The organism is Bradyrhizobium canariense (genome assembly GCF_019402665.1).
Lineage (GTDB): Bacteria > Pseudomonadota > Alphaproteobacteria > Rhizobiales > Xanthobacteraceae > Bradyrhizobium > Bradyrhizobium canariense.
Map to the genome: position 1 here is coordinate 154,461 of NZ_VSST01000044.1, position 18,589 is coordinate 173,049.

At 63.4% G+C, this 18,589-nt stretch carries 21 protein-coding genes and 1 other RNA gene; 14 read left to right on the plus strand and 8 right to left on the minus strand.

Annotation, left to right across the window (positions count from 1 at the left end):
- The first annotated feature begins 7 nt into the window (after positions 1 to 7).
- Both FXB41_RS24240 and FXB41_RS24245 read left to right on the plus strand, forming a co-directional pair.
- Positions 8 to 478: a DUF302 domain-containing protein gene (locus tag FXB41_RS24240; protein WP_007600956.1), complete on the plus strand. Its 471-nt coding sequence runs from the start codon at positions 8 to 10 to the stop codon at positions 476 to 478.
- A 44-nt stretch (positions 479 to 522) separates the two neighbouring features.
- A complete protein-coding gene (locus FXB41_RS24245) occupies positions 523 to 876 on the plus strand; it encodes a hypothetical protein (RefSeq protein ID WP_219683467.1) in 354 nt (117 codons plus the stop codon).
- An 89-nt stretch (positions 877 to 965) separates the two neighbouring features.
- Here the strand turns inward: FXB41_RS24245 and FXB41_RS24250 are convergent, their stop codons facing one another.
- Positions 966 to 1,955, minus strand: a complete 990-nt coding sequence (locus FXB41_RS24250; RefSeq protein WP_219683468.1) for an alpha/beta fold hydrolase — start codon at positions 1,953 to 1,955, stop codon at positions 966 to 968.
- A 258-nt stretch (positions 1,956 to 2,213) separates the two neighbouring features.
- Between FXB41_RS24250 and FXB41_RS24255 the strand changes: the two genes are divergently transcribed.
- Positions 2,214 to 2,828 carry a TetR/AcrR family transcriptional regulator gene (locus FXB41_RS24255; protein ID WP_007600959.1) on the plus strand — a complete coding sequence of 205 codons (615 nt, stop codon included), beginning with the start codon at positions 2,214 to 2,216 and terminating at the stop codon, positions 2,826 to 2,828.
- 259 nt (positions 2,829 to 3,087) lie between these two features.
- Here the strand turns inward: FXB41_RS24255 and feoB are convergent, their stop codons facing one another.
- The 7 genes from feoB to ssrA form a co-directional block, all read right to left on the minus strand.
- Positions 3,088 to 4,959, minus strand: coding sequence for a ferrous iron transporter B (gene feoB / locus FXB41_RS24260; RefSeq protein WP_219683469.1), 1,872 nt, complete (start codon positions 4,957 to 4,959; stop codon positions 3,088 to 3,090).
- Between the two features lie 20 nt (positions 4,960 to 4,979).
- On the minus strand, positions 4,980 to 5,255 hold the full coding sequence (locus FXB41_RS24265) for a FeoA family protein (protein WP_007600961.1): 276 nt from the start codon (positions 5,253 to 5,255) through the stop codon (positions 4,980 to 4,982).
- 140 nt (positions 5,256 to 5,395) lie between these two features.
- On the minus strand, positions 5,396 to 5,650 hold the full coding sequence (locus tag FXB41_RS24270; protein ID WP_007600962.1) for a ribbon-helix-helix domain-containing protein: 255 nt from the start codon (positions 5,648 to 5,650) through the stop codon (positions 5,396 to 5,398).
- Positions 5,647 to 5,835: a DUF4169 family protein gene (locus FXB41_RS24275; protein WP_007600963.1), complete on the minus strand. Its 189-nt coding sequence runs from the start codon at positions 5,833 to 5,835 to the stop codon at positions 5,647 to 5,649. The genes FXB41_RS24270 and FXB41_RS24275 overlap by 4 nt, the downstream gene beginning before the upstream one ends.
- A gap of 276 nt (positions 5,836 to 6,111) precedes the next feature.
- On the minus strand, positions 6,112 to 7,584 hold the full coding sequence (fumC, locus tag FXB41_RS24280; protein ID WP_219683513.1) for a class II fumarate hydratase: 1,473 nt from the start codon (positions 7,582 to 7,584) through the stop codon (positions 6,112 to 6,114).
- 87 nt (positions 7,585 to 7,671) lie between these two features.
- Positions 7,672 to 8,187: an SspB family protein gene (locus FXB41_RS24285; protein ID WP_007600965.1), complete on the minus strand. Its 516-nt coding sequence runs from the start codon at positions 8,185 to 8,187 to the stop codon at positions 7,672 to 7,674.
- Between the two features lie 114 nt (positions 8,188 to 8,301).
- Positions 8,302 to 8,667, minus strand: a transfer-messenger RNA (tmRNA) gene (gene ssrA, locus FXB41_RS24290).
- A gap of 84 nt (positions 8,668 to 8,751) precedes the next feature.
- On the opposite strand from ssrA, the gene FXB41_RS24295 reads away from it, so the two are divergent.
- From FXB41_RS24295 to FXB41_RS24345, 11 genes are all read left to right on the plus strand, one after another.
- Positions 8,752 to 9,369, plus strand: a complete 618-nt coding sequence (locus FXB41_RS24295) for a chromate transporter (RefSeq protein ID WP_219683470.1) — start codon at positions 8,752 to 8,754, stop codon at positions 9,367 to 9,369.
- On the plus strand, positions 9,366 to 9,896 hold the full coding sequence (locus tag FXB41_RS24300; RefSeq protein ID WP_007600971.1) for a chromate transporter: 531 nt from the start codon (positions 9,366 to 9,368) through the stop codon (positions 9,894 to 9,896). Before FXB41_RS24295 ends, FXB41_RS24300 begins: the two co-directional genes overlap by 4 nt.
- A 95-nt stretch (positions 9,897 to 9,991) precedes the next feature.
- Positions 9,992 to 10,753 carry a tripartite tricarboxylate transporter TctB family protein gene (locus FXB41_RS24305; protein ID WP_219683471.1) on the plus strand — a complete coding sequence of 254 codons (762 nt, stop codon included), beginning with the start codon at positions 9,992 to 9,994 and terminating at the stop codon, positions 10,751 to 10,753.
- 7 nt (positions 10,754 to 10,760) lie between these two features.
- Positions 10,761 to 12,326, plus strand: coding sequence for a tripartite tricarboxylate transporter permease (locus FXB41_RS24310; protein WP_007600973.1), 1,566 nt, complete (start codon positions 10,761 to 10,763; stop codon positions 12,324 to 12,326).
- A 222-nt stretch (positions 12,327 to 12,548) separates the two neighbouring features.
- The gene (locus FXB41_RS24315; RefSeq protein ID WP_007600974.1) at positions 12,549 to 13,343 is read left to right on the plus strand and encodes a thymidylate synthase; all 795 of its coding nucleotides are present in this window, start codon (positions 12,549 to 12,551) and stop codon (positions 13,341 to 13,343) included.
- Positions 13,344 to 13,348: 5 nt separating this feature from the next.
- Positions 13,349 to 13,834: a GNAT family N-acetyltransferase gene (locus FXB41_RS24320; protein WP_007600975.1), complete on the plus strand. Its 486-nt coding sequence runs from the start codon at positions 13,349 to 13,351 to the stop codon at positions 13,832 to 13,834.
- The gene (locus tag FXB41_RS24325) at positions 13,834 to 14,343 is read left to right on the plus strand and encodes a dihydrofolate reductase (RefSeq protein ID WP_007600976.1); all 510 of its coding nucleotides are present in this window, start codon (positions 13,834 to 13,836) and stop codon (positions 14,341 to 14,343) included. The genes FXB41_RS24320 and FXB41_RS24325 overlap by 1 nt, the downstream gene beginning before the upstream one ends.
- Positions 14,344 to 14,496: 153 nt before the next feature.
- Entirely contained in the window at positions 14,497 to 15,633 is a 1,137-nt protein-coding gene (hflK, locus tag FXB41_RS24330; RefSeq protein WP_007600977.1) for an FtsH protease activity modulator HflK, read from the plus strand.
- Positions 15,630 to 16,526, plus strand: a complete 897-nt coding sequence (hflC, locus tag FXB41_RS24335) for a protease modulator HflC (protein WP_219683472.1) — start codon at positions 15,630 to 15,632, stop codon at positions 16,524 to 16,526. The genes hflK and hflC overlap by 4 nt, the downstream gene beginning before the upstream one ends.
- An 83-nt stretch (positions 16,527 to 16,609) precedes the next feature.
- Complete coding sequence (locus tag FXB41_RS24340; RefSeq protein ID WP_007600979.1) at positions 16,610 to 16,816, plus strand: DUF2065 domain-containing protein; 207 nt, start codon at positions 16,610 to 16,612, stop codon at positions 16,814 to 16,816.
- Positions 16,817 to 16,960: 144 nt separating this feature from the next.
- On the plus strand, positions 16,961 to 18,457 hold the full coding sequence (locus tag FXB41_RS24345) for a Do family serine endopeptidase (protein WP_007600980.1): 1,497 nt from the start codon (positions 16,961 to 16,963) through the stop codon (positions 18,455 to 18,457).
- Positions 18,458 to 18,589: the final 132 nt, after the last annotated feature.

Sequence of the window (18,589 nt, forward strand, 5' to 3'; positions counted from 1 at the left end):
TGTGATCATGAGGGTTTCGGCGCTGCTCAAGATCCTCGTCCTGGTTGCTGCGACATGTTTATGGGAGACCCAAGCAATGGCCGTCGACGGACTCATCACGATCAGGAGCAGTTTCGGGCCTGAAGAGACGATGAAGCGGCTGGAAGCGGAAGTGACGGCCAAGGGCCTCACAATATTCGCCCATGTCGATCACGCCGCGGGCGCCGCCGCTGCCGGCCTGCCGTTGCGCCCGACCAATCTCATCATCTTCGGGAACGCCAGGGGTGGTACGCCATTGATGCAGCAGTCGCAGACCAGCGGCATCGATCTGCCGCTGAAGGCGCTGGTCTGGCAGGACGAGCAAGGCGCGACCTGGTTGTCCTACAACGATCCGGCGTATATCGCCGGGCGTCACGGCATCGGCGAGCCGGCCAAGGCTGCAATTGTCGCCATGACGGCGGCCCTGCACGCGATCGCGACCAAGGTCACCGCACCCTAGCGTGACGGGATGGCCGCGCGACGCATCGCCATGGGGAGAGATCCATGAACAGCACAGACGGGCAACCGGAATCACCCGCTCCCGGAGACGGCAAGATCGCCAGATGGCTGGTCATAGCGGTGTTATGCGCCTTCCTCGTCGGTGCCGGCGCGCTCGGCTATCTCGGCTGGTTCAGCACGACGACGGAGGTGCCAGCATCGGGTTATGTCGCACTGGTGCTCGGTGTCGTGTTTTCGCTGGTCGTGGGCATCGGCTTGATGGCGCTGGTGTTCTACAGCAGCCGCAAGGGTTACGACGAACCGGCGGTGCTGATTCAGGAACCGGAGAGCGATTCGGACGAAGAAGGCGTCAGTTCGGGCTCCAGTACACCGAGCGAACGCACCGAGAGAGTACGCTGAGCCGGATGCTCGCATCGGGATGCAATGCGACGACGCCGGCCAGGTGATCTTCACGAAGCCCCTCGGCGCTTAGCCTCGCAAGACCGGGCTCAGCTTCCTGAGTCTTTCAACCAGGAGGCAATCGTCTGATTGAGGTAATCCGGCACTTCATGCTGAATGAAGTGGCCAACGCCAGGCACGATTTTGACCGTGAGATTGTCGGGATTTTCAATCCATGACTTTTCCAGATCGATCGTGCTTAGCAAAGCGTGGCTCTCCTCGATTCCGTGCACGTGCAAGACCGGGCATTTGATCACGGCACCGGTGAGTTTCTTCATGGTTGGATCGAAAAGATTGAGCACAAGCTGAGAAAACGCGTAGTTGGCTTTGTAATAATTCATCATGGACGAGATGGAAGATTTCGCGAAAGCCTCGACGTATCGACTCTTCACCTGTGGGTTGACGACCCAGTATGCCAATTCCTGCGCCGTCAAATTGTCGCCTTTGCCTTTAGCGAAGAACCGGGTAGCGTAAGCGCTGGCCTTGGCCTGCGCGATAGGGTGGTTCCAAGGGAGCAATTCCCTCGTGATGGCGCCGGGATGAGGAACGCTGAGGACGACAAGTCTTTCGATCAGATCCGGATTTTGCCCGGTGAACAGCCACGACAAAGCGGCGCCCCAGTCGTGCCCGATCAGGATGGCCTTGCGACCATTTGCCTCTGCATTGATCACGGCGCGGATGTCATCAAGGAGAACCGGAAACTTATAGTTCTCGACGCCGTCTGGCCGATCGCTCAAATCGTACCCGCGCAGATCAAGTGCGACCACCTGATGATTTGCTGAAAATGCCTGGAGCTGATTTCGCCAGGAATACCAGAAGTCGGGAAATCCGTGCACGAACACCATCAGCGGTTTTTGATTGGATCCCATGGTGACGTAGTGGATCCTCGTTCCCGCATTCTCCGCATATCTGTGCAGAAGGTTCGGATCCTTATCGATATCAGCGGCAGGCTCACTCGAAGCGGCAGGGATTTTATTGTGCCAGATGGCATCGCTTGACGTCTCTCCGGAAACGACGCGAGTGGACATCGCAGTGAACATGGCAGCTCCTAAAAGCATCATCACGCAGGATCTAGAGGCCATCTCAGTGATCCCGTTCGCTGGAGCAGTTGCCGAAACTGAAGTGGCTCGAACTCATGAGTATTTCCTGCGCAGCAATCCGGGAGAGTGTCGTGCCCTCGCATGCAACTTCTGGAGGTCGATTTGAGAGCGGTGGTACAACGGACACATTTACTATGGTGATCGCCATAGTATGGCGATCACCATAGCGGTGTCAAGCCAGGCGTGTTACGTTGAAGGATGCCCCGTAAGACTGACGCCCGCGCTCGCGCGATTGCCACTGCCGAGCGACTGTTTCGCATCCAAGGCTACACTGCGACGGGATTGAACCAGATCATCGAAGAAAGCGGCTCGCCCAAAGGATCGTTCTATTTTCATTTTCCGCGCGGTAAGGCACAGCTCGCAGAAGAAGCAATCGATCGCTACGTTGCGAGTAGAATTGCTGTGTTGCGGGCTATCTCGGCGAATACGACCGGTGATGCCCTGAGTTTCGTTCGTCAGATTTTCGGCGCGTTCGCGGCCGAAATGGTCGCCTCTGATTTCCAGTATGGATGTCTCATGCAAAATCTGGCGAACGAGCTTCCTGCACTCGACGCTGATCTGACCAAGCGAGTCGCGCGCGGATTTGCTGATTCAACCGAGATCGTTGTGGAGCATTTCAGGGGGTGCGGTTTCACTTCCGCGCGCGCTTCTTCGACCGCTTCCGCGTTGGTCGCTGCCGTCGAAGGCGCACGTACGATCGCCCGCCTGGAACGGACAGCGGCTATATTCGACGCGCTGGCGGATGTGAGTGTTCAGGGGTGGGCGGCCCCCGAGGGGCGACCCGCGGTCAGCTCTCGGCGGAGCGGACGGTAGCTGCAACGGCGGACTTCCTTGCCGCTGCGCACTATGCCGGCCCATCTTGCCGCCACGGAACGTCGCGCCAATTCTCCGACAATGCCATCATGCGCCTGTTTTGCCCGACGGCGCAACCGGCGAACAGCCGGTCGCGCGGATTGTACGGGCTCTATCCGGCTACGGTCCGACGATTTTCACACACGCGTAACCCATTGATCTCACAGCATCCGTCTACTGTGCATGGGGTTGTTTTCGCGCTTTTTATTTTCGGGAGGGGCTATCCCGCCCCGAACGCGACCGCGACATTGTAGGTCAGAAGGCTCGCGGCATAGGCCAGCACCAGCATGTAGAAGAAGGTCACGGCCATCCAGGTCCAGCTTCCGGTCTCGCGCCGGATCACGGCGAGCGTGGATGCGCATTGCGGGGCGAAGATGTACCAGGCCAGCATCGACAGCGCGGTCGCAAGCGACCATTTCGTCGCCAGCACCTGGCCGATCTGCTCGGCCGCTTCCTTGCCGCCTTCGATCGCATAGACTGTGCCGAGTGCTGCGACCGCGACCTCGCGCGCCGCCATGCCCGGGATCAGCGCGACCGCGATCTGCCAGTTGAAGCCGACCGGCGCGAGCAGCGGCTCGAGCGCTTTGCCGATGATCGCGGCCAGGCTGAAGTCGATCGCCGGTTCGGTTGCGCCCGCGGGCGGCTGCGGGAACGAGGCCAGGAACCAGATCAGCACCATCATCGAGAAGATCGTGGTGCCGGCACGGTGCAGGAACATCTTGGCCCGCGTGTAGACGCCGATCGCGATCGATTTCAGCCGCGGCATCTTGTAGTCCGGCAGCTCCAGCATGAACGGCGCCGGCGCATAGTCGCGCAGCATGAAGAATTTGATGAGGAACGAGACGGCAAGCGCGCTGGTGATGCCGGCAGCGTAGAGGCCGAACATCACGAGGCCCTGGAGGTTGATGAAGCCCCAGACGTCTCTGGCCGGAATGAAGGCGGAGATGATCAGCGTGTAGACCGGAATGCGCGCCGAGCAGGTCATCAGCGGCGCGATCAGGATCGTGGTCAGCCGGTCGCGCTTGTTGTCGATCACGCGGGTCGCCATGATGCCGGGGATGGCGCAGGCAAAGCTCGACAGCAGCGGGATGAAGGCGCGGCCGTGCAGGCCGGCGCCACCCATGATGCGGTCCATCAGGAACGCGGCGCGCGCCATGTAGCCGAAATCTTCCAGCAGCAGGATGAACAGGAAGATGATGATGATCTGCGGCAGGAACACGATGACGCTGCCGACGCCCGATATCACGCCGTTCTGCAGGAAGCTCTGCAGCAGGCCGGCGGGCAGGGTCGCATGCACGAACTCGCCGAGCGCGTCGAAGCCGGAATTGAGCAGCTCCATCAGCGGCTGGGCCCAGGCGAACACCGCCTGGAACATCACGAACAGGATCGCCGCGAGCACGATCAGCCCGCCGACGGGATGCAGCACGATCGCGTCGATCCGCGCGGTCCAGGTGTCGGGCCGGCTGGGCAGGCTGACGCAGTCTGCGATGATGCGGTCGGCTTCGCGCTGGGTGGCGCGCAGATCGGCGACGCTGAGCGCCCGCCAGTTGTTCTCTCCCGGCTCGGCCGCGAGCTTTGCCGAAATCTCGTCGGTCAGCGACAGCAGGTCGGCGGTGCCGCCCTTGCGCACCGCGATCGAGGTGACCACGGGCACGCCGAGCTCCTTGGCGAGCCGCTCGACGTCGACAGTGATGCCGCGGCGGGTCGCGATGTCGAACATGTTGAGCACCAGGATCATCGGCCGTCCGGTGCGCTTGAGCTCCAGCAGCAGGCGGATGGTCAGGCGGAGATTGGTCGAGTCGGCCACGCACAGCACCAGGTCGGGCACGATCTCGCCGGTGGCTTTGCCGAGCACGAAGTCGCGGGTGATCTCCTCGTCCGGGCTGCGGCCGCGCAGCGAATAGGTGCCGGGCAGGTCGACCACGGAGACCTGGCGTCCCATGGGCGTGACGAAGAAGCCTTCCTTGCGTTCGACGGTGACGCCGGGATAGTTCGCGACCTTCTGCCGGCTGCCGGTCAGCGCATTGAACAGCGAGGTCTTGCCGCTGTTTGGCGTGCCGACCAGGGCGAGATGAAGTAGGGGCAATTCCATGGAATTAGGGTCCGGTCGCTTCAGGCGACGATGATGGCCATGGCTTCGCGACGGCGGACCGCGATGGTGATGCTGTCGACCCGCACGGCGATCGGGTCGCGCCCGACCAGCCCCTCGTGCAGGACCTCGACCCGGGCGCCCTCGACGAAGCCGAGCTCGATCAGCCGGCTCTCGAGCTCGATGTCCGAGAGCGCCGAACCTGCGTCCTTCGGGGAAAGGTGCTGGATGACGCCGGTATAGCCGCGCTGGGCCAGGCCCAGCGGCATCTGCGGACGTGTATCATGGATGTCGGTCATGCCCTGTATTTTCAACGCAGGGCATCGAGGTCAAGCGCGCTCGGTCGCTGAAACTGCACCTTAGAGTGATTTTAAAGTATCAGCTTCGTGACGGAGGCGATTGGCGCCAAGATCGGGCACCAAGCTCGGCGCCAAGACGGCTACTGGGCCGGGACTTTTTCCGCCTGGATGGCGGCCATGGCGCGGCTCTTGAAGTAGTCGAGCACGAACAGGCGGATCGCCGAGGACAGATTGCCCTGCTGGCGGTTGCCGTCGATCTCGCCGACCAGCTCGGACAGCGTCATGTTGCGCAGGCCCGAGATCTCCTTCATGCCGTTCCAGAACGCCTCTTCCAGGCTGACGCTGGTCTTGTGGCCGGCGACGACGATCGACCGTTTCACGACGGGCGACTTCATGGCTGCTCCTCGCGATCGATCCGGTGCTGGTCCAGGTGCGCCTTCGCCTGGTCCGCGCGCGTCTCCTCCGCCGACCGCTCCGCCTTCGTGCGGCCGAACTTCGTTCGGTTGGCGTCCGCCTGCTTCGCCGTGGCTTCCCGCTCGGCGCGCTTCCGGAAACGATTCAGGTTGATGACGTTCGCCATGTCGCGTCTCCATCATCCGATCCTCCGTGGGCAGGATGAAACATTCAGAAACTGTGCGCCGCACTGCGCCCAATGAGACTTGATCGCCATTCGCTTGTCCTCGTCAATCGACCCCTGGGCCATCAAACGATGAATTCCGCCCCGTGGGGACGGAGGGGCTGCGTAACACGCAATCCCGCCGCGACATTGACGGTAATCAAATCCCGTCCTTTAAGCCCTACATTTAATGGAGCTTGGGGCTCCGTATCATTACGGATGGCTATCGGAATTCGGAATTTATCCCGGGCTGGTCATCTTCTCGGGGCGCACCAGGCGGTCGAACTCCTCCGCCGAGACGAAGCCGAGCCGCAGCGCCTCTTCCTTCAGCGTGGTGCCGTTGGCATGTGCCGTCTTGGCCACCTTGGCCGCGTTGTCGTAGCCGATCTTGGGGGCAAGCGCCGTCACCAGCATCAGCGAACGCTGCATCAGTTCCTTGATGCGCTTCTCGTCGGCGCGGATGCCGCTGACGCAATGCTCGGTGAAGGAGCGTGCGGCGTCCGCCATCAGCCGGATCGAGTGCAGCATGTTGTAGGCCAGCACAGGCTTGTAGACGTTGAGCTCGAAATGGCCCTGGCTGCCGGCGACCGTGATCGCGGTGTGATTGCCGAACACCTGGCAGCACACCATCGTCATCGCCTCGCACTGCGTCGGATTGACCTTGCCCGGCATGATCGAGGAGCCCGGCTCGTTCTCCGGCAGCATCAGTTCGCCGAGGCCCGAACGCGGACCCGATCCGAGCAGGCGGATGTCGTTGGCGATCTTGAACAGGCCTGTCGCGACCGAATTGATGGCGCCGTGCGCCAGCACATAGGCGTCGTTCGAGGCCAGCGCCTCGAATTTGTTGGCGGCGCTGGTGAAGGGCAGCTTGGTAATCCCGGCAACGTGCTTTGCGAAAAGTTTTGCAAAGCGCGGCTTCGAATTGAGGCCGGTGCCGACGGCGGTGCCGCCCTGCGCCAGCGGATAGAGCTCCTTCACGGCGACCTTGAGCCGGGCGATGCCGCTTTCGACCTGCGCGGCATAGCCGGAAAATTCCTGGCCGAGCGTCAGCGGCGTCGCGTCCTGGGTGTGGGTGCGGCCGATCTTGACGATCTTTGCGAACTCCTTCTCCTTCTTGCGCAGCGCGCGCAGCAATTCGCCGAGGGCAGGGACGAGATCGGCGGTGATGCGGCTTGCCGCCGCGATATGCATCGCGGTCGGGAACGAGTCGTTCGACGACTGGCTCATGTTGACGTGATCGTTGGGATGCACCGGCTTCTTGGTGCCGAGCTCGCCGCCGAGCATCTCGTTGGCGCGGTTGGCGATGACCTCGTTGAGATTCATGTTGCTCTGGGTGCCCGAGCCGGTCTGCCACACCACCAGCGGAAAATGATCGTCCAGCTTGCCCTCGATCACCTCGCGCGCGGCGCGGATAACGGCGTTGGCGCGGCGCTGGTCGAGCAGGCCGAGCTCCTGGTTGGACTGCGCCGCGGCGAGCTTGACGATGCCGAGCGCATGCACGAGCGAGATCGGCATGCGATCGGTGCCGATCCGGAAATTCTGGCGCGAGCGTTCGGTCTGCGCCCCCCAATAGCGATCGGCGAGGACCTCGATGGGGCCGAAGCTGTCGGTCTCGGTTCGGGTCGCCGGGCGCGAGGCGCGATCGGTCTTCGAACGGGAAGTCTTCGACAGGGAAGTCTTCGAGGAGGAAGTTTTGGCCATGAGCACATCCATTCCGCCGCGCGAAATGCCGCGCGGCCTCTTCATGCGCCTCTATATAGGGAGTTTGGCCGCCTGCGACGGGCGCCAGTCCGATCTAGATCATTTCTTGCGGAAACGATCCAATCGCACGACTTCGGCGCCGCCCTGGTTCGGGGCCGCCGGCTCTTCCGTGCCTTCCGCAGGTTCAGTGGCAGGGGGCACCGCGACCGCGGACGGGGCGGGAGCGGCCGGCAATGTCTCGGCCGAGACGTCGGCGACATCGGAAGTCTCGAACTGGAGGCCGAATTTCACGGACGGATCAAGGAAGCTCTTGATGGCGCTGAACGGCACGATCAGCCGCTCCGGAATGCCGCCAAAGGACAGGCCGACCTCGAAGCGGTCCTCGAGCACGGTCAGATCCCAGAACTGGTGCTGCAGGATGATCGTCATCTCTTCCGGATATTGCGCCAGCAGCCGCGACGACAGCTTCACGCCCTCGGCCTTCGACACGAAGGTGATGAAGAAATGGTGCTCGCCGGGCAGTCCCTGGGACGCGGCGTCGGTCAGCACCTTGCGCAACACGCCGCGCAGCGCGTCGCGGGCCAGCACATCGTATCGGATATGATCGGTCGCCATGGTGGTCCTGTTGCATTCCAGGAGATGGGCCCTGCCGGCCCGACTCGCCAAGCCGCAATAGTACCGCGCCTGACGGGTCAGCAGGAGTCCCCGCGGGGTAGGAAATAAGAGGTAAGTGGAGGCTTCTGTTGCCAGGTGCCTCCGAACCCCGCCTAACGGAGCTTAACCCGTTAGGACTTCAGAATGGTCTTTCAAACTGCGTTACGCAGCCTGAGCAACCGGAGCAAAGTTGTCGTTGGCAACTATTGCATAGCCCGATAACGGCGGAACAATACCGGGAAAAAGAACGCCCTTTACGCCCTCGTCGATCCTATTTCGCCCCCGCCAAAGCCCGCCTCAGGGCTAGCCCGCTGGTGGGCTTTGGTGGAGGCGCCGGGTACCGCCCCCGGGTCCGAATGGTTTATTGCGACGACCGTTTATTTCCATAGCCGGCGAACCGGCACTCCCAATATAGGGGGCAAACGTTTCAAATAACAGGTGTTTCGAGCGATCATTCCGAGGTTCCCTATGGATAGGTTCCCGCCAGGCTTGGCCGCGCGCCGGCCGGCGTTCTAAGCTCCTGACATGTCCGAGGATTCCGCACCGGCCGCCCAACAACCAGTTCAAGAGCCGGACGGTCTGGCCACCAGCGCCGTTCCGCCGGGCTTGCTCGCGCTGTTCCTCGCCTTCGCCCGGATGTCGCTGGCAGGTTTCGGCGGGGTTTTGGTATTCGCCCGGCAGGCCATCGTCGAACAGCACCGCTGGATGACGGCGGACGAGTTCAACGAGACGTTCGCGCTCTGCCATTTCCTGCCCGGGCCCAACATCGTCAATCTGTCGATGGTGTTCGGCGCGCGGCTGCGCGGAATCGCCGGCGGCATTGCCGCCTTTGCAGGGCTGTTGCTCCCGCCCACGCTGATCATGACGGTGCTCGCGATCATCTACGCCCGGTTCGGCGATGTGGACGTGCTGCGCCGCAGCCTCGCGGGCATCTCCTGTGCGGCCGTCGGCCTCTTGATCGCGGTGGTCTTCCGGATGATGACGCCGCTGCTCAAGCGGCTGGACGCCGTCGCGCTCATCCTGATGCTGGGCGTGTTCCTCGCCATCGGCGTCCTTCGCCTGCCGCTCCAGGCCGTGCTTTTGGTCGCGATCCCCGTCAGCGTCGGCGCCATTTTCCTGATGCGGCGGAAGGTAGCAGCATGAACGCGGAGAACCCGATCTGGGCGCTGATCTCGACCTTCGGTCTGATGTCGCTGTTCGCGGTCGGGGGTGCCGCGGCGGCCGTGCCCGAGATGCACCGCATCGCGGTCGAGGTGCATCACTGGATGACCGACAAGCAGTTCGCCGACGCCTATGCGATCGCGCAGCTCTCACCAGGTCCGAACGTCCTTATCGTCACGTTAATCGGCTATGCCGTCGCCGGCATCCCCGGCGCCCTGGCGGCGACCTTGGCCATGTGCCTGCCCACCGCGCTGCTTGCCTATTATGTCAGCCGGCTCCTCAATCGGCCGAGCCAATCGCGCTGGCCCGGGCTGATCCAGGCTGCACTGGTTCCGCTCTCGATCGGCTTGATGGCGGCGAGCGCCCTGATCCTCGCCGAGTCGACCGATCGCACGCTTGCTGCGCTGCTTCTGACCGCGACGGTTGCAGTGGTCGCATCCGTCTCGCGCATCAATCCACTATGGATTTTGCTGGTCGGGGGCTTGTTGGGTTTTGCTGGCATTGTGTAGTGAAAATGGCTAGGCAGGGATCCGGGCGGGGGCATCGATTTCCAGCCGATTAGAACAACAGTGCTCGTGACTTACGGGTCGCGGAGGAGACATGCATGGCCGATACGATGGGCCACTCGGCGACAGCCAACCGAAACACCTCGGTGGTGATCAGCTTTTGTCTGCTGGCCATAGCGCCGCAGATTTTCGAATTCATCTGGTCGTTCGGGACGATCTTTGGCTGGGGCGCCGGACGTGGCCCGGCCGCCGTGGTGATCAGCCACGCTACGGCGCTGCTCGCGGGCGCGCCCGGCGCGTTGCTCGGGGCGGTCGGCGGTGACGCCAAGAAGGCGTCATCCGATGTGCTGCTGGCGCTGATCTATTCCTATCCGATCTTTGCGGTGGCGATTCTCACGTTCTTCATGACGATCAGGTCGGCGCAGGACTATGTCGGCGGGATCGTGTTGATGGCGCTCGCCTTGTTCGCACTGTGGGCCTCCAGCGATTTGCAGGGGATGCGCGGCTTCTCCTTCGGCGCCGGCACGGCGCCGCGGATGTTTGGCGGGCTGCTCGTCGCACTTGGCGCCGGCATCGCGCTGACGGGACTGCTGACCGACGGGCCGGGCATGGCGCACTATGCCTGGCGTGGGCCGCTCTTTGTGATGATCTCGATCGTCTTCTTCGCGCTGGCGATTCGTCCGCTTGGGGTGGTGGTTACGGCATTCGCAAGCTTCCTGATCGCGGCGATGGGCACGCATGAAACGCGCTGGCTCGAAGCGATCATCGTCGGCGCCTGCCTGACGCTCGGCTGCGCGCTGCTTTTCCCCTACGTGCTCGGGCTGCCGATGCCGATGTTCCCGCGCTTCCTGGTTCAGTGAGGGTGTGATGTTCGATCTCTTCCACAATCTGGGCCTCGGTTTCGGTGTGGTGTTTCAGATCTCCTGGTGGTCACCCTGGTGGCTCTACGGTCTGTCGCTGCCGATCTCGATCAACATTCTCATGTGCCTGATTGGCGCATTGGTCGGCACGCTGGTCGGCGTGCTGCCCGGTATCGGCACCGTCGCAACCGTGGCGATGCTCCTGCCCATCACGTTCGGATTGCCGCCGGTCGGCGCGCTGATCATGCTCGCCGGCATCTATTACGGCGCCCAGTACGGCGGCTCGACCACCTCGATCCTGGTCAATATTCCCGGTGAGGCGACGTCGGTCGTCACCGCCATCGACGGCCATCAGATGGCAAAGCAAGGCCGTGCCGGCCCGGCGCTGGCGATCGCGGCGATCGGCTCGTTCTTCGCCGGCTGCGTCGCGACCGTGCTCATTGCCGTTCTCGGTGCGCCGCTGACCAAGCTCGCGCTGGCGTTCGGCCCGGCCGAATATTTCTCGCTGATGGTGCTGGGCCTGATCTTCGCGGTGGTGCTGGCCAAGGGCTCGGTGCTGAAGGCGATCGCGATGATCGTGTTCGGCCTGATGCTGTCGATGGTCGGCTCTGACATCGAGACCGGCGCCTCGCGCATGGCGTTCAACATTCCGGAGCTTGCCGATGGTCTCGGCTTTGCGACGGTGGCGATGGGCGTGTTTGGCTTCGCCGAGATCATCCGCAACCTCGACGCCGGCGCCGAGATGAACCGCGACCTCGTGCAGCAGAAGATCACCGGCCTGATGCCGACCAGGAAGGACCTGATCGACTCGGCACCTGCGATCCTGCGCGGCACCGTGCTCGGCTCGATCCTCGGCATCCTGCCGGGCGGCGGCGCCGTCATCGCGTCCTTTGCGTCCTACACGCTCGAGAAGAAGATCGCCAAGAACCCGTCGCGGTTCGGCCGCGGTGCGATCGAGGGCGTGGCGGCGCCGGAAAGCGCCAACAATGCCGCGGCGCAGACCTCCTTCATCCCGCTGCTGACACTCGGCATCCCGCCCAACGCCGTGATGGCGCTGATGGTGGGCGCGATGACCATCCACGGCATCGTACCGGGTCCGCAAGTGATGCAGAAGCAGCCGGAGCTGGTCTGGGGCATGATCGCCTCGATGTGGATCGGCAATCTGATGCTGATCATCATCAACCTGCCGCTGGTTGGAATCTGGGTGCGGCTGTTGCGCGTTCCCTACCGGCTGATGTTCCCCTCGATCGTGATCTTCTGCGCGATCGGCATCTACTCGGTGAATAACGCGCCGGTCGACGTCATCCTCGCAGGCGTGTTCGGTCTGGTCGGCTACTGGCTGATCAAGCACGATTTCGAGCCGGCGCCGCTGCTGCTCGGCATGGTGCTCGGACCGCTGATGGAAGAGAACCTGCGCCGCGCGCTGCTGATCTCGCGCGGCGACTGGAGCGTGTTCCTGACGCGTCCGCTGTCGGCCGTGCTGCTCGCGATCGCCGCTTTCCTCCTGGTGCTCACGGTGCTGCCCGCGTTGCGTGCCAAGCGCGACGAGGTATTCACGGAATCCGAAAACTAAGGGCGCCGCGCCTGCATCGGCGCGTCGTGCCTCGAACCCAGCCGGCAAGTTGGCCAGCAGGATCAATCTGATAGACGAGGGGCGGAATGCTGAGTTCCGCCCCTTGTCGTTTGCACCGGGAACGCTCACTTTTCCGGGTATAATGCGTATCGATGGCGAATCGCCGCTGTCGCAGCGCGGGGGCGGCCGCTAAATTCGCCGCCTCCCCAAAGGCTCACGCACATGCACCAGTATCAGGACCTGCTCGAGCGGATTCTTTCAGACGGCGCCGAAAAGACCGACCGGACCGGCACCGGCACGCTGTCGGTGTTCGGCCATCAGATGCGCTTCAACCTGTCTGCCGGTTTTCCGATGCTGACCACCAAGCGCCTGCCGCTGAAGGCGATCGTGCATGAGCTATTGTGGTTCCTGAAGGGCGATACCAACATCAAATATCTGCGCGACAACGGTGTCACCATCTGGGACGAGTGGGCCGACGCCAATGGCGATCTCGGCCCCGTCTACGGCCATCAGTGGCGCTCCTGGCCCGCGCCGGACGGACGCAGCATCGATCAGATCGCGAACGTGATCGACATGATCAAGCGCAATCCGGACTCGCGCCGCCTGATCGTCTCGGCCTGGAATCCGGCCGAGGTCGACAAGATGGCGCTGCCGCCGTGCCACTGCCTGTTCCAGTTCTACGTCGCCAACGGCAAGCTGTCGTGCCAGCTCTATCAGCGCTCGGCCGACGTGTTCCTCGGCGTGCCCTTCAACATCGCCTCCTATGCGCTGCTCACCCTAATGGTGGCGCAGGTCACGGGCCTGAAGGCCGGCGACTTCGTGCACTCATTCGGTGACACTCATCTCTATTCCAACCATCTGGAGCAGGCGAAGCTCCAGCTCACGCGCGCGCCGCGCGCGCTGCCGGTGATGCGGATCAATCCCGAGGTGAAGGATATCTTCTCCTTCTGTTACGAGGACTTTGAGCTCGTCGGCTACGACCCGCATCCGCACATCAAGGCCGCGGTCGCGGTCTGACGCCGATGTCGCTCAATATCCGCCGCGCGCGCCCGGGCGAGGCCGGGCTTATTCTCGCTTTTATCCGCGAGCTCGCCGCGTACGAAAAGCTTTCGCACGAGGTCGAGGCGACCGAGGCTGACATCGCCGACGCACTGTTCGGCGAGCGACAGCAAGTCCATTGCGCCTTCGCCGAGTGGAACGGCGAGCCGGTCGGCTTCGCGGTGTGGTTTGCGAATTTCTCGACGTTCAGCGGCCGCCACGGCATCTATCTCGAAGATTTGTATGTGCGGCCGTCACACCGGGGCAGGGGCCTCGGCAAGGCTCTGCTCGTGCACCTTGCCAGGGAATGCGTCGAGAACGGCTGGTCGCGGCTGCAATGGGCGGTGCTCGACTGGAACGCGCCGTCGATCGCGTTCTACAAGTCGCTCGGTGCCATCATGCTGGAGGACTGGACGCTGTGCCGCGTCACCGGTCCGGCGCTGACACGGCTTGCCGGGAGCGCGACCTGATGGAGATCGTCTTCGTCGTCGCGATCGCGGAGAACGGCGTCATCGGCGCCCGCAACGCGATGCCGTGGCGAATGAAATCCGACATGGCGCGCTTCAAGGCGCTCACGATCGGCAAGCCCGTGATCATGGGCCGCAGGACCTTCGAATCCCTGCCCCGGCCGCTTCCGGGCCGCACCAATATCGTGGTCACGCGCGATGCGAACTATCGCGCCACCGGCGCCATCGTCACGACATCGACTGCCGAGGCAGACGCCATCGCGCGCGGCGATGCCCTGCGGCGTTCGGTCACCGAGATCGCCGTGATTGGCGGTGCCGAAATCTATCGGCAATGGCTCGATCGCGCCGATCGCCTCGAAATCACCGAAGTGCATGCCCGCCCCGAGGGCGACACGCATTTCGACATCGACAGGGCCGAGTGGGATGAGGTTGAGCGCATCCGTCATCCTGCCGGACCCCACGACAGCGCCGACTACTCCTATGTGACATATCGTCGGCGGGCGGGCCATTAACCGCATTTGCCAATGTTAACATTGACTTTTCTGCCCCCAAGCTTAGCTCGGAGGGCGGCGAGGGCTGCGTTGTAAGGGACCTGCCTGTCCCCTATAAAGCCGGACCGGACAAAGCGGGCGGGGGCAATTTCACCCTGCCGAGGAGAGCGTCGAATGCCGTGGAAGAATCAGGGCGGTGGCCCATGGGGCTCGGGTCCGAAGGGACCATGGGGCAACGGCCCGCAACCGGTCGGGCCAAGGCCGCCGGATCTGGAAGATCTTCTGCGGCGCGGCCAGGATCGCCTCCAGCAGATCATGCCGGGCGGCTATTTCTCCGGCATCGGCATCACGCTGATCGTGCTGCTCATCGTCGCGTTCTGGCTGCTATCGGGCTTCTTCCGGGTGCAGTCCGAAGAGCTCGGCGTCGTGCTGCGCTTCGGCAAGCATGTCCGCACCGTGGAGCCCGGCCTGAACTATCACCTGCCGTATCCGATCGAGACCGTGCTGCTGCCAAAGGCATTGCGCGTTTCCACCATTTCCATCGGCATGACGCTGATCGACGATCCGGCGCGGCGCGGCCGCTCCATTCGTGACGTGCCGGAAGAGAGCCTGATGCTGACCGGCGACGAGAACATCGTCGACGTCGACTTCACCGTGCTCTGGCGCATCAAGCCCAACGGCGTCGGCGATTTCCTCTTCAACATCCAGAATCCCGAAGGCACCGTAAAGGCGGTCGCCGAGAGCGCGATGCGCGAGGTGATCGGCCGCTCGCAGATCCAGCCAATCCTGACCGGCGCGCGCAACGTCACCGAACAGGGCGTGCAGGAACTGATCCAGAAGACCCTGGACAGCTACGGCGCCGGCATTCAGATCAGCCAGGTGCAGATGCAGAAGGTCGACCCGCCGGCGCAGGTGATCGACGCCTTCCGCGACGTCCAGGCGGCGCGCGCCAACCTCGAGCAGCTGCAGAACGAGGCGCAGACCTACGCCAACCAGGTCGTGCCGCAGGCACGCGGACGTGCGGCGCAGATCATGCAGGCCGCCGAAGGCTACAGGGAGCAGACGGTCGCCGAGGCCAAGGGCCAGAGCTCGCGCTTCCTGAAGGTTTACGAGGAATACAAGAAGGCGCCCGACGTGACGCGTGAACGGATTTATCTGGAGACGATGGAGCGCGTGCTCGGCGGCTCGGAAAAGCTCATCTATGACGGCGGCCAGTCGGGCCAGGGCGTCGTGCCTTATCTGCCGCTCAGCGAATTGACGGCCAAGCGGCCGCCTGCAACCGGCCAGCAGACGACCGGAGGCAACCGATGAGATCTCCGGTCACAGGCATTGTCACGCTGCTCGGCCTCCTGCTCGTCGTGATCGTGGGCTACATGTCCCTGTTCACGGTGGCGCAGACCGAGCAGACCATCGTGCCGCAATTCGGCAAGCCCGTCGACGTCGTCACCGATCCCGGCCTGCACTTCAAGGCACCGTGGAATTCGGTGATCAACATCGACAAGCGCATCCTCGATCTGGAGAACCCGTCGCAGGAAGCGATCGCGTCCGACCAGAAGCGGCTCGTGGTCGACGCCTTTGCGCGTTACCGCATCAAGGACGCGCTCCGCTTCTATCAGAGCATCGGCTCGATCCAGGCCGCCAACATCCAGCTCACCACGCTCTTGAACGCGGCGCTGCGCCGCGTTCTCGGCGAGGTGACCTTCATCAACGTGGTCCGGGACGACCGCGAGAAGCTGATGCAGCGCATCCGCGATCAGCTCGATCATGAGGCCGACGGCTACGGCATCCAGGTCGTCGACGTCCGGATCCGCCGTGCCGATCTGCCCGAGCAGAACAGCCAGGCGGTCTATCAGCGCATGAAGACGGAACGCGAGCGCGAAGCCGCCGAGTTCCGCGCGCAGGGCGGCCAGAAGGCACAGGAGATCCGCTCCAAGGCCGACCGCGAGGCGACCGTGATCGAGGCGGATGCAAGGTCGCTGGCCGAGCAGACGCGCGGCGTCGGCGATGCCGAGCGCAACCGTCTGTTCGCCGAAGCCTACGGCAAGGATGCGGATTTCTTCTCCTTCTACCGCTCGATGACGGCCTATGAGAACGGGCTGCGCGCGAACGACACCCGCTTCCTGCTGCGCCCGGACTCGGATTTCTTCCGGTTCTTTGGTAACCCGTCCGGCAAGACGGCGACCACGACGCCAGCGAAGCCGTAAGTGAGACAAGGGCGGCAAGTCGGGCCTCAGGTCTGGCCGCCCCTCGTCCAGACAAGAACAGCACAGCGGGAGGTTCCAATCCGATGAGGTCCATTGCGTTCACCGACTTCCTCATCGGTTTGGGCATCCTGTTCGTGCTGGAAGGCTTGATGTTCGCGGCAAGCCCGGCCTGGATGCGCAAGGCCATGAAAAGCGCGATGGCCACACCGGACAATGTCCTGCGAGCGGTCGGCATTGGTTCGGCCGTGGCCGGCTTGGTCCTGATCTGGGTTATGCGACGGCCAATTTAGCCGTCGCACCAACGCCAAAGTGAAGGCGAGGGACCGGTTTTCGCCTTATTGTCCGGGTCTTGAGGCCCGTTAAGGTCCGCGCTTGCGCCGTCCCCCCGTTCGAGCGCAGTCTTGACGCCGAATCCTTGCTTCCTGGAGATCACAATGACCGCTGCCACCATTGCCCCGACCCGTTTGCGCTTAGGGCTGGCCGCGCTCGCCGTTGGCGCTTTCAGCGCATTCGGCACACCGGCCTCTGCGCGCGGACCGGACGGCATCGCCGACGTCGCCGAGAAGGTGATCGACGCGGTCGTCAACATCTCGACCTCGCAAACCGTCGAAGCCAAGGGCGGCGGCGGCAATGCCATGCCGCAACTGCCGCCCGGCTCGCCCTTCGAGGAGTTCTTCGACGACTTCTTCAAGAATCGCAAGGGTCCCGGCGGCGGCAGCAAGGGCGGAGAGAATAGCCCGGCGCCGCGCAAGACCAACTCGCTCGGAAGCGGCTTCATCATCGACACGTCAGGCGTCGTCGTCACCAACAACCACGTCATCGCGGACGCCGACGAGATCAACGTCATCCTCAACGACGGGACCAAGATCAAGGCCGACCTGGTCGGCGTCGACAAGAAGACCGACCTCGCCGTGCTGAAGTTCAAGCCGCCGAAGCCGCTGGTGTCGGTGAAGTTCGGCGATTCCGACAAGCTGCGCCTCGGCGACTGGGTCGTCGCGATCGGCAATCCTTTCAGCCTCGGCGGCACCGTGACGGCCGGTATTGTTTCGGCGAAGAACCGTGACATCTCGTCAGGTCCGTACGACAGCTACATTCAGACCGACGCCTCCATCAACCGCGGCAATTCCGGCGGTCCGCTGTTCAACCTCGATGGCGACGTCATCGGCGTCAACACATTGATCATCTCGCCCTCCGGCGGCTCGATCGGCATCGGCTTCGCCGTACCGTCGAAGACGGTCGCGGGTGTGGTCGACCAGCTCCGCCAGTTCGGCGAGTTGCGCCGCGGCTGGCTGGGCGTGCGCATCCAGAGCGTTACCGACGAGATCGCCGAGAGCCTCAACATCAAGCCGCCGCGCGGCGCGCTGGTTGCCGGCGTCGACGACAAGGGCCCGGCCAAGCCGGCCGGCATCGAGCCCGGCGACGTCGTCGTCAAGTTTGACGGCAAGGACGTCAAGGACCCGAAGGATCTGTCTCGCGTGGTCGCCGACACGGCGGTCGGCAAGGAGGTCGACGTCGTCATCATCCGCAAGAGTCAGGAGGAGACCAAGAAGGTCACGCTCGGCAGGTTGCAGGATCCCGACAAGGTGCAGGCCGCAGTGAAGACCGACGAGCCTCCGCCTGAAAAGACCGTGACGCAGAAGGCGCTCGGCCTCGATCTCGCGGCGCTGAGCAAGGACCTGCGTGCGCGCTACAAGATCAAGGACAGCGTCAAGGGTGTGGTCGTCACCAATGTCGACGCCAATTCGGACGCCGCCGAGAAGCGCCTCTCCGCCGGCGACGTCATCGTCGAGGTGGCGCAGGAGGGCGTCTCCAGCGGCGCCGACATCCAGAAGCGGGTCGACCAGCTCAAGAAGGACGGCAAGAAGTCGGTGCTGCTGCTGGTGTCGAACGCCGACGGCGAGCTGCGCTTCGTGGCGTTGAGCGTGCAGTAAGGGGCATGAGTCGCCACACATTCACTGTCATGCTCCGCGAAAGCGGGGCATCCAGTACGCCGCGGCCTTTCCGTATCCTCGCCCTGTCTCTGGAATACTGGATCACCCGCTTTCGCGGGTGATGACAGCGGA